Source organism: Halomonas sp. ND22Bw (genome assembly GCF_003011945.1).
Taxonomy (GTDB): Bacteria; Pseudomonadota; Gammaproteobacteria; order Pseudomonadales; family Halomonadaceae; genus Halomonas; species Halomonas halophila.
Map to the genome: position 1 here is coordinate 1 of NZ_PXWD01001131.1, position 262 is coordinate 262.

Sequence of the window (262 nt, forward strand, 5' to 3'; positions counted from 1 at the left end):
CGCCATGTTCAGCCCCAGCATCGCCCCCTGCCGGTCGGGCGGCGAGGCCCGGCTGATCATGGCCGAAATGTTGGGCATGGCCAGCGACATGCCGCACGCCCCCACCGCCATGACGATGGGAATGATCCAGCCCTGCACCAGGGGGATCGACACGGCCCCAAGCTCCAGCCGCATCGCCGGGAACCAGGCGACGGGCGCCAGGACCTGCAGCACCAGCGAGGTTCCGAACAGCAGCATCCCCACCGCCAGCACCCGCGATTCC

1 protein-coding gene is annotated in these 262 nt (G+C 69.8%); it reads right to left on the reverse strand.

The genetic code is table 11. From position 1 onward, the window contains the following. Positions 1-237, reverse strand: a 237-nt coding sequence (locus tag CVH10_RS21695; RefSeq protein WP_219924979.1) for a hypothetical protein, incomplete at its 3' end; no start/stop codon positions are given. Between the last annotated feature and the right edge of the window lie 25 nt (positions 238-262).